The organism is uncultured Sphingomonas sp. (assembly GCF_902806265.1).
In the GTDB taxonomy this organism is placed as follows: Bacteria; Pseudomonadota; Alphaproteobacteria; order Sphingomonadales; family Sphingomonadaceae; genus Sphingomicrobium.
In genome coordinates, this window is record NZ_CADCVZ010000042.1 from 1 (window position 1) to 7,499 (window position 7,499).

Here is a 7,499-nt window from a genome sequence, read left to right on the forward strand (position 1 = left end):
GCTCGGCCGAAGCGATCCCGAAGTCGCCCGCGCTCCGCATGTCGTGCGCTGCCCGGGCGCTGCGGATCAGCGCTTTGGAGGGCACGCAGCCGCGGTTGAGGCAGTCGCCGCCCATCTTGTCGGCTTCCACCAGCGTGACCTTGGCCCGCACCGTGGCAGCGATGTAGGCGGTGACCAGGCCGCCCGCTCCGGCGCCGATCACCAGGAGGTTGCGCTCGAACCGCTGCGGCCGCTTCCACCCGTGATAGATCCGGCGGCGCTTGACCAGCCCCAGCACCCACTTGGTCAGCAGCGGGAACAGTCCCAGCAGGATGAACGAGCCGATCAGCGCGGGGGACAGGATGTCGCTCGTGCTCTCGATCCGGGCGAGCTGCGTGCCCGCGTTGACGAACACCAGCGTGCCTAGGAGCATGCCGATCTGGCTGACGAAGTAGAAGGTGGGCAGCCGCATCGCGGTCAGCCCCATGGCCAAGTTGACGAGGAAGAAGGGAAAGGCGGGGATCAGGCGCAGGGTCAGCAGGTAGAAGGCGCCGTCCGCCTCGATACCGCGGTCGATCGCCGCCGAGCGCCGCCCAAACCGTGCTTCGACCCAGTCGCGCAGCAGGTAGCGGGCGGACAGAAAGGCCAGGCTGGCGCCGATCGCCGATGCGAAGGAAACGATCAGCGTACCCAGCCACAATCCGAAGATCGCACCCGCGGCGAGCGTCAGGATCGTCGCGCCAGGCAGCGACAGGGCGGTGGTCGCGACATAGATGAGGAAGAAGCCGCCGATCACCAGCAGCGGCCGCGCGTCCAGCGAGGCGGCAAGGTCGGCTTGGCGCGCCTTCAAGCTATCGAGCGTGAGGTAGGAGCCGAGGTCCAGAAGAAAGAACGCGGCCACACCGGCGAGCACCAGCGCGAGGAGGCCGATCCGGCCAGCAAGACCTTTCGTCACTTGGGAGCTTTCTGGCTGCCCACGAGCGTGCGCCGGTTCAACACCCCCGCGACCCCGATCACCAGCAGGACGGCGATGAGGTGCATGCCAAGGTCGAGGAACGTCACGGTGAAGGGATGGAAGAATTGCAACAGGAATGCGCTGAGCGCCGCTATGCCCAGGCCGCCAAGGAGCGCCACTGACAGCGGTTCGAGCGGTGCCGCGCGCCCGAGACGCCATATGATCGGTGGGGCGAGTAGCGCGCTCACCCCCAGGATGAACAGGACGCAATGCTGGCTGTTGCCTTCGGGATGCCCGGAGAACGAGCCAGTCCCAGCGCCACCGGCAACCAGTTCGCGGTAGCAGCCGACACCGCTTAGCAGCAGCCAAGCCGCCAAGAACGGCAAGGGCGCGAGGGAACAGCGGCGCGACCGACCAGGTACCGAAGCGAAGAACGCGGCGGTAATCGCGAGAACTCCGGTAGCGAGCGCCGCCGCCATCTCAAGCGCGAGCAAGACCTCCCGCCCGGCATGCAGGCTGCGGAACTCGCGCAGGTTCGCTGCCGCCAGAACCGCCGCCGCCCCGACCAGAGCGACGGCCGCAAGCGTCGCAGCCGCGCGCTTCAACGGTGGAGCGAGCGGTCTGACGGGCCGCGTGTCCGCCGCCAGCGCGTCGATCAGCATGGCGTCCGGCAAGCGGGTCATTCGGACGGCTTTCTCGAAAGGTTGAGCCGCATCTTCTTGATCGCGCGATGGATGTTGACCTTGAGCGAGGCGATCGTCTGCCCGGACACTGCGGAGGCTTCGGCCAACGACATCTCTTGAACCTTGACCAAATCGATCGCTTCCTTCTGCCCGCGCGAAAGGTCCGCCGTCATCCCGGCCAGTACGCGCGGCGCGTCACTGCCCACCTCCCGGTTCGCCTGTGGGTCGGCGAAGGTTTCATAAGCGTGCTCGTCGAATGTTTCCCGCGTCCGAATACGGCTGCGCTTGCGGGTGGCGTCGATCGCCCGGCGGACGGTGATCGCGGTCAGCCACGGCTTGACCGGGCGCCCGGGTTCATAGGTGTGCCGGATGCGATGGACGGTCAGGAGTACGTCTTGTACGACGTCCTCCGCTTCCTCCTCGGAGCCGCAGCGCCGGCGAGCGAGCGCACGTATGAACGGCAGCGCCGCACTTAGAAAACGGCGATACGCGTCGGCGTCGCCGGCCTGGGCGGCAGCCAACAAGGCGCCCCAATCGCCGCCGTCGGCCGCCTTGAGATCCGGCGGCGGGTTCCCATGCTTTGCCAGACCAACCTCCAGGCGAGCGGCGATGTAACCTGAAAGCATGGATGACCGAAACAGTGACAGGTCGATAAGGTCGTGGAAGCATGAAACAGGATATGACGAAGCGGTTCTTTCTCGGCAGCGCGACGGCGGCGATCGGCACGCTGCTGACCGGGTGCGGCCAAGCTTCGGCCAAGCGCCCGGCCGAGACCTTCGAGGTTACCAAGACCCCGGCGGAATGGCGCAAGATCCTGCCACCCGAGCGATACGCCGTGCTGCGCGAGGAGAAGACCGAGCGGCCGCGGTCGAGCCACCTCAACGCCGAGCACCGGCGCGGGACCTACGCCTGCGCGGGCTGCCGCCTGCCGGTCTACCGTTCGGAGGCCAAGTTTGAGAGCGGCACCGGCTGGCCGAGCTTCACCGCACCGATTTCCGGTGCCATTCGCACCCGCCCCGACGGCTTTGCGATGTTCGCCCGCACCGAGGTGCATTGCAGGCGCTGCGGCGGCCATCTCGGCCATGTGTTCGACGATGGCCCGGCGCCGACCGGCAAGCGTTATTGCATGAACGGCGCGGCGCTGGTCTTCAACGTCGCGTGAGGACAAGCCCCATCCGCATCGCGCCGCTGCTTGGCGCCGCCCTGCTGCTGGGCTGCGACGCGACCGCGGAGACCGCGGCGCCTGGGTCTGCGCAAGCGTCAACTCAGAGAGCGGCGGCGGTGTTCGCGGGCGGGTGCTTCTGGTGCACGGAGGCCGATTTCGACAAGATGCCGGGGGTGCTCTCGACTACCTCCGGCTACACCGGCGGCAAGCTGCGCAACCCGACCTACGAGCAGGTGTCCGCCGGCGGCACCGGGCATATCGAGGCGGTGCGCGTGGTCTACGATCCGGCCAGGACCAACTACACAGTCCTTGCCGCACGATTCATGCGAACGATCGATCCGCTCGACGCCGGCGGCAGCTTCTGCGACCGCGGCTACGGCTATCGCTCCGCCTTCTTCGTCGCCAATCCCGAGCAGCGCCGCACGGCCGAAGCGGTCAAGGCGCGCGCCGCCGCGGTGCTGAAGAAGCCGGCGGCGACGCTGGTCCTGCCGGCCGCGACCTTCTACCCGGCCGAGGGCTACCACCAAGACTATTACAAGAAGAACCCGGTCCGCTATCGCTTCTACCGCGGTAATTGCGGTCGGGATGCGCGGCTGGCTGAGCTATGGGGCGGCAAGTGACGCTTGCGATCCGGTCTGAACGACTTCAGGCGAACGCTGCCGAACCTGCGCCCTCGCCGTTCGCCGTGTCGGGTGCGCGGCCTTTGGACTCGGCCAAGTTCCGCGACCCGCTGCTGACCGCCAAGGGCGAACCGCGCGCGCACGTCGCCATGCAGGGCCTTCGGACGCTGTGGGTTAATACCGGAACGCTCTGCAATCTCGCGTGCAAGACCTGCTATATCGAAAGCTCGCCGCGGAACGACGCGCTGGTCTATCCCACGCTGGCCGAGGTCGAGGCCTATCTCGACGAAGCGCTAGCTCTGGGTACGCGCGAGATCGGTTTCACGGGCGGCGAGCCGTTCATGAACCCGGACATGCTCGGCATGATGGCTGCGGCGCTGACGCGCGGGTTTGAGGTGCTGGTCCTGACCAACGCCATGCGTCCGATGCGGCGGTTCGAGGAGCAGCTGCTGGCGCTGTATGCGGCCAAGGGCGCGCGGCTGACCATGCGGGTCAGCCTGGACCATTACAGCCAGGCGCTGCACGAGGCCGAACGTGGTCCGAATAGCTGGGACAAGGCGATCGCCGGTTGCCGGTGGCTGTCCGATCACGGCTTCCGGCTGGCGATCGCCGGCCGGCGGCTGGCGAGCGAGAACGAGGAGGACGCCCGCGCCGGCTACGCGCGGCTGTTCGCAACTCAGGGGCTGAAGGTCGATGCCGCGGACCCCGCGTCCTTGGTCCTGTTCCCCGAGATGGACTCGACCGCCGACACGCCGGAGATCACCGAGGCATGCTGGGACATCGTCGGCGTGTCGCCAGCGTCGATCATGTGCGCGTCCAGCCGCATGGTGGTGAAGCGCAAGGGCGCCGCGCGGCCCGTGGTCGCCGCCTGCACCCTCATCCCCTATGACGATGAATTCACCATGGGCGAGACCCTGGCCAAGGCGAGCCGCCCGGTGATGCTCAACCACCCGCATTGCTCGCGCTTCTGCGTGCTGGGGGGCGCCAGCTGTTCGGCCTGAGCCGCAGGGCCTGAGCGGTGCTGTCGGTAGTCATCCCGGCGCTGAACGCGGGGCCGGAACTCGAGTCATGCCTGGCGGAGTTGAGCGGCGCTGACGAGATCATCGTGACGGACGGCGGCTCTACTGACGACACGATCCTAGTAGCAGAGCGAGCCAGGGCAAGGGTCGTCCAGGCGCCGCGCGGCCGCGGCGTGCAATTGCAGGCCGGAGCAGCGGCCGCCACAGGCGATTGGCTGCTCTTCCTCCACGCGGACACGAAGCTTGGCCGCGGCTGGCACGAAGCGGTCGCACAGCATATCGCGGCGCGCAGCCACATGGCAGCTTGCTTCCGCTTTCAGCTAAACGACGGCGCCTGGCAGGCCCGCCTGCTGGAGCGCGCCGTGGCGCTGCGGGTGCGTGTGCTCGGGCTGCCCTACGGCGACCAGGGGCTGCTCATCTCGCGCGCCCTGTACGAGGCGGTAGGTGGCTATCGTGCGCTGCCGCTGATGGAGGACGTGGACCTTGTCCGTCGCGTTGGCCGGAGGCGGCTGCAAATGCTGGACATGGCGGCGGCGACCTCGGCGGAGCGCTGGCGGCGCGATGGTTGGCTGCGGCGGTCGGCGCGCAACTTCGCCTGCTTGGCTCTTTATACCCTTGGCGTCTCGCCGGAGCGGATCGCAAGGCTCTACGGCTGACGCGCCAGCACCCGCGCGCAGATCGCGTCAAGCTTGCCCAGCATTGCCGGATCGCGCGCTTCGGGCGCGGTGATCAGCGCGAAGTCGAGCACCGTGTCGAACGGCGACGGCGGGCGTTCCACCGGCAGGGTGCGGGCCAGCTCCACCACCAGCCGCCGGCCCAAATCCGCGTTGGCCATCAGCTGGGCGATCACCGCCGCGACCTCCACCGACTCCTCATTGCCGCGCCAGCAGTCGTAGTCGGTGACCATGCCGACCAACGCGTAGGGCAGCTCCGCTTCCCGCGCGAGCTTGGCCTCGGGCATGGCGGTCATGCCGATCACGTCGCAGCCCCACTGCCGGTACATCAGGCTTTCGGCGCGTGACGAGAACTGCGGCCCCTCCATCGCCAAGTAGGTGCCGCCGCGGGTCACGGGTGCGCCGGCGGCCTCCGCCGCGTCGGCGCACAGGGCCGACAGCCGCGGGCAGGTCGGGTCGGCCATCGACACATGCGCGACCATGCCGGGGCCGAAGAAGCTGTTGGGCCGCGCGACGGTGCGATCGACGAATTGGTCTACCACCACGAAGCGGCCGGGCGGCAGCTCCTCGCGCAGCGATCCCACCGCCGAGATCGCGACCACGTCCGTGCACCCGGCGCGCTTCAAGGCGTCGATGTTGGCGCGGGCGTTGACCTCGCTTGGTGGCAGGCGATGGCCCCGGCCGTGGCGAGGCAGGAAGACGAACCGCACATGCCCGATGCGGCCGGTCAGCAGCTGGTCCGACGGCGCGCCCCAAGGCGTCTCGACCTCGATCCATTGTGCGTCGGTAAGTTCGTCGATCGCGTACAGCCCCGACCCGCCGATGACCCCGATCGTCCAGCCGCTCATGCAGCGCTTGCTTGCAGATCGCGCAGGAAGTCGCGGATTCGCGCCGCGTTGACCCCCACGTCGCTGCCGCCCACCCTGCTGATTGAGCGCATGTCCACGATCGATCCACCGGGCTGTGCCGGGTCGGGCCGGACGCGGATCACCACATCGTCCTTGAAGCGGAAGAACAGGGTGGTCGCAGTCGCTTCGACGATCCCGGCGCGCCCATCGACGTTCGCGACTTCCCACCCGCGCTCGCGGGCCAGCTGCTCGGCCCGGCTCACGACCTCGGCCGTGGGCAGGGCGAGGCGGAGCGGGCGAAGGTCGGAATAGGCGCGTCGGTGAAGCGCCTTCCAGCGGCTCTCGGGATCCAGCGCCGCCAGCTTGGGATCGTCCTCGTCGGGTATGTTCTCCAGGTTGTCGGCGCGGGCCGTCAGCCGGCTGAACTGCGGCAGGTCGTCGAGGTCGGTTGCCGCATCATGGATCGCCGGCACGCTGCGCGCGGTCATGATCTGGTTGCCAAGGTAGCCGGTGAACAGCACGGCCGCGACCAGCGCCAGCGCGTTGATCCATCCGGTGCGAGCGCCGCTCCGCCGCGAAACGATCCAGGCGACGATCGCCAGCACGCCCCCGGCCACCGCGGCGTACAGGGCGTAGCGCAGCACGCCCAGGCCGGCGCGGTACGTCCACCACCCTGCACCCGTGCCGAGCGCGGCCACCAGCGCCGCAGCGATCCCGCCCAGGCTCAGCGCCAGCGCCAGCCACGACAGCCGCCGCCCCCACAAACCTTTCTTGCTTGCCTCGGCCACGTCTGCTCCTCCTTCTACGCACCGCGGTGCCCGGCGGCTGCGGCGAAGTTGACGACGGTGGTGCCGCTTGGGGGACTCGAACCCACGACCCCATCATTACGAAGGCAAGGGTAGGCTCGAGAAAAAGCGTTGCACCACAACAGCTTAACTGTCCTCAGGTATCGGTATCGGCGGCTGACCCAAGCACGACCCAAAGGCAGCGAGTGGCGCGTTCCGGCACTTTGCCTACGGAAGATGCTTTGGTCCAGTGCCGGCGGCTGAAGTGACCTCCTCCGGACCCATCAGCGTACCGCGAAGCATCAAGGTTCAGGACGCCTGTAGCTCCAAGTGCCCCCCTGGGCTCGTCAACCTCTTGTCTCTTCAACATCCGAGATCACGCTCAATCGCATGTGCAAGCGTCGGGTGGCGCTGGGTGCGAGTGCATACCGTTCGGGATCTCTGGCAAAGGCATTGGGCGGATGGGACACCGGCTCAACGCAGAAGAAGTTCTCGCCCGCAGGAACGTACACGTGGAAGCCCTCAGCCCCACGTGCGTCGATTTCGCAGCGCACGCGACCTAGGCGCAAACTGGCATTGCCACTCTCGTCCAGCAAGAAGTTGTCCATGCCCTCAGCTTCAGAGAGCTGCTTCTCGCCGGAGAGGATCGGCACCTCGGCAGTCGGGATGCCGTCAGGGCGGCTGATGAGCATGCGAAGTGCCCTCAACTCGAGTGTATCTGCCTGGCGCCGAATGAAGTAAGGATGCAGGCCTAGTCCGGCTGGCATGTCT

Annotated in this window: 9 protein-coding genes and 1 pseudogene; 4 read left to right on the plus strand and 6 right to left on the minus strand. The window is 67.8% G+C overall.

Annotated elements, in window-relative coordinates; all coding sequences use genetic code 11:
* From QZX62_RS08720 to QZX62_RS08730, 3 genes are all read right to left on the minus strand, one after another.
* On the minus strand, positions 1 to 934 hold a 934-nt coding region (locus QZX62_RS08720), incomplete at its 3' end, for a TVP38/TMEM64 family protein (RefSeq protein ID WP_294173704.1).
* Complete coding sequence (locus tag QZX62_RS08725; RefSeq protein ID WP_294173706.1) at positions 931 to 1,617, minus strand: NrsF family protein; 687 nt, start codon at positions 1,615 to 1,617, stop codon at positions 931 to 933. The genes QZX62_RS08725 and QZX62_RS08720, both read right to left, overlap by 4 nt.
* Entirely contained in the window at positions 1,614 to 2,138 is a 525-nt protein-coding gene (locus QZX62_RS08730; protein WP_294173707.1) for a sigma-70 family RNA polymerase sigma factor, read from the minus strand. The genes QZX62_RS08725 and QZX62_RS08730 overlap by 4 nt, the downstream gene beginning before the upstream one ends.
* 158 nt (positions 2,139 to 2,296) lie before the next feature.
* On the opposite strand from QZX62_RS08730, the gene msrB reads away from it, so the two are divergent.
* Genes msrB through QZX62_RS08750 form a run of 4 tightly spaced genes read left to right on the plus strand, consistent with a single transcriptional unit; the run spans position 2,297 to position 5,077 of the window.
* A complete protein-coding gene (gene msrB / locus QZX62_RS08735) occupies positions 2,297 to 2,779 on the plus strand; it encodes a peptide-methionine (R)-S-oxide reductase MsrB (protein ID WP_294173708.1) in 483 nt (160 codons plus the stop codon).
* Positions 2,776 to 3,402: a peptide-methionine (S)-S-oxide reductase MsrA gene (gene msrA, locus QZX62_RS08740; protein WP_294173710.1), complete on the plus strand. Its 627-nt coding sequence runs from the start codon at positions 2,776 to 2,778 to the stop codon at positions 3,400 to 3,402. Before msrB ends, msrA begins: the two co-directional genes overlap by 4 nt.
* The gene (locus tag QZX62_RS08745) at positions 3,399 to 4,403 is read left to right on the plus strand and encodes a radical SAM protein (protein ID WP_294173711.1); all 1,005 of its coding nucleotides are present in this window, start codon (positions 3,399 to 3,401) and stop codon (positions 4,401 to 4,403) included. Before msrA ends, QZX62_RS08745 begins: the two co-directional genes overlap by 4 nt.
* 17 nt (positions 4,404 to 4,420) lie before the next feature.
* A complete protein-coding gene (locus QZX62_RS08750) occupies positions 4,421 to 5,077 on the plus strand; it encodes a TIGR04283 family arsenosugar biosynthesis glycosyltransferase (protein WP_294173712.1) in 657 nt (218 codons plus the stop codon).
* On the opposite strand, the gene QZX62_RS08755 is transcribed toward QZX62_RS08750, so the two are convergent.
* The 3 genes and pseudogenes from QZX62_RS08755 to QZX62_RS08765 all read right to left on the minus strand — a co-directional run.
* On the minus strand, positions 5,068 to 5,943 hold the full coding sequence (locus tag QZX62_RS08755) for an S-methyl-5'-thioadenosine phosphorylase (protein WP_294173713.1): 876 nt from the start codon (positions 5,941 to 5,943) through the stop codon (positions 5,068 to 5,070). The two genes, QZX62_RS08750 and QZX62_RS08755, sit on opposite strands and share 10 nt — an antisense overlap.
* Positions 5,940 to 6,731: a DUF1499 domain-containing protein gene (locus tag QZX62_RS08760; protein WP_294173714.1), complete on the minus strand. Its 792-nt coding sequence runs from the start codon at positions 6,729 to 6,731 to the stop codon at positions 5,940 to 5,942. Before QZX62_RS08760 ends, QZX62_RS08755 begins: the two co-directional genes overlap by 4 nt.
* Positions 6,732 to 7,075: 344 nt before the next feature.
* Positions 7,076 to 7,499, minus strand: a pseudogene (locus QZX62_RS08765) (hypothetical protein); the annotation flags it as partial.

What these genes read in the sequence shown, in the direction of transcription:
- QZX62_RS08725 (WP_294173706.1), bottom strand. Translation starts at nt 1,617, where the DNA reads ATGACCCGCTTGCCGGACGCCATGCTGATCGACGCGCTGGCGGCGGAC.
- msrB (WP_294173708.1), top strand. Translation starts at nt 2,297, where the DNA reads ATGACGAAGCGGTTCTTTCTCGGCAGCGCGACGGCGGCGATCGGCACG.
- QZX62_RS08755 (WP_294173713.1), bottom strand. Translation starts at nt 5,943, where the DNA reads ATGAGCGGCTGGACGATCGGGGTCATCGGCGGGTCGGGGCTGTACGCG.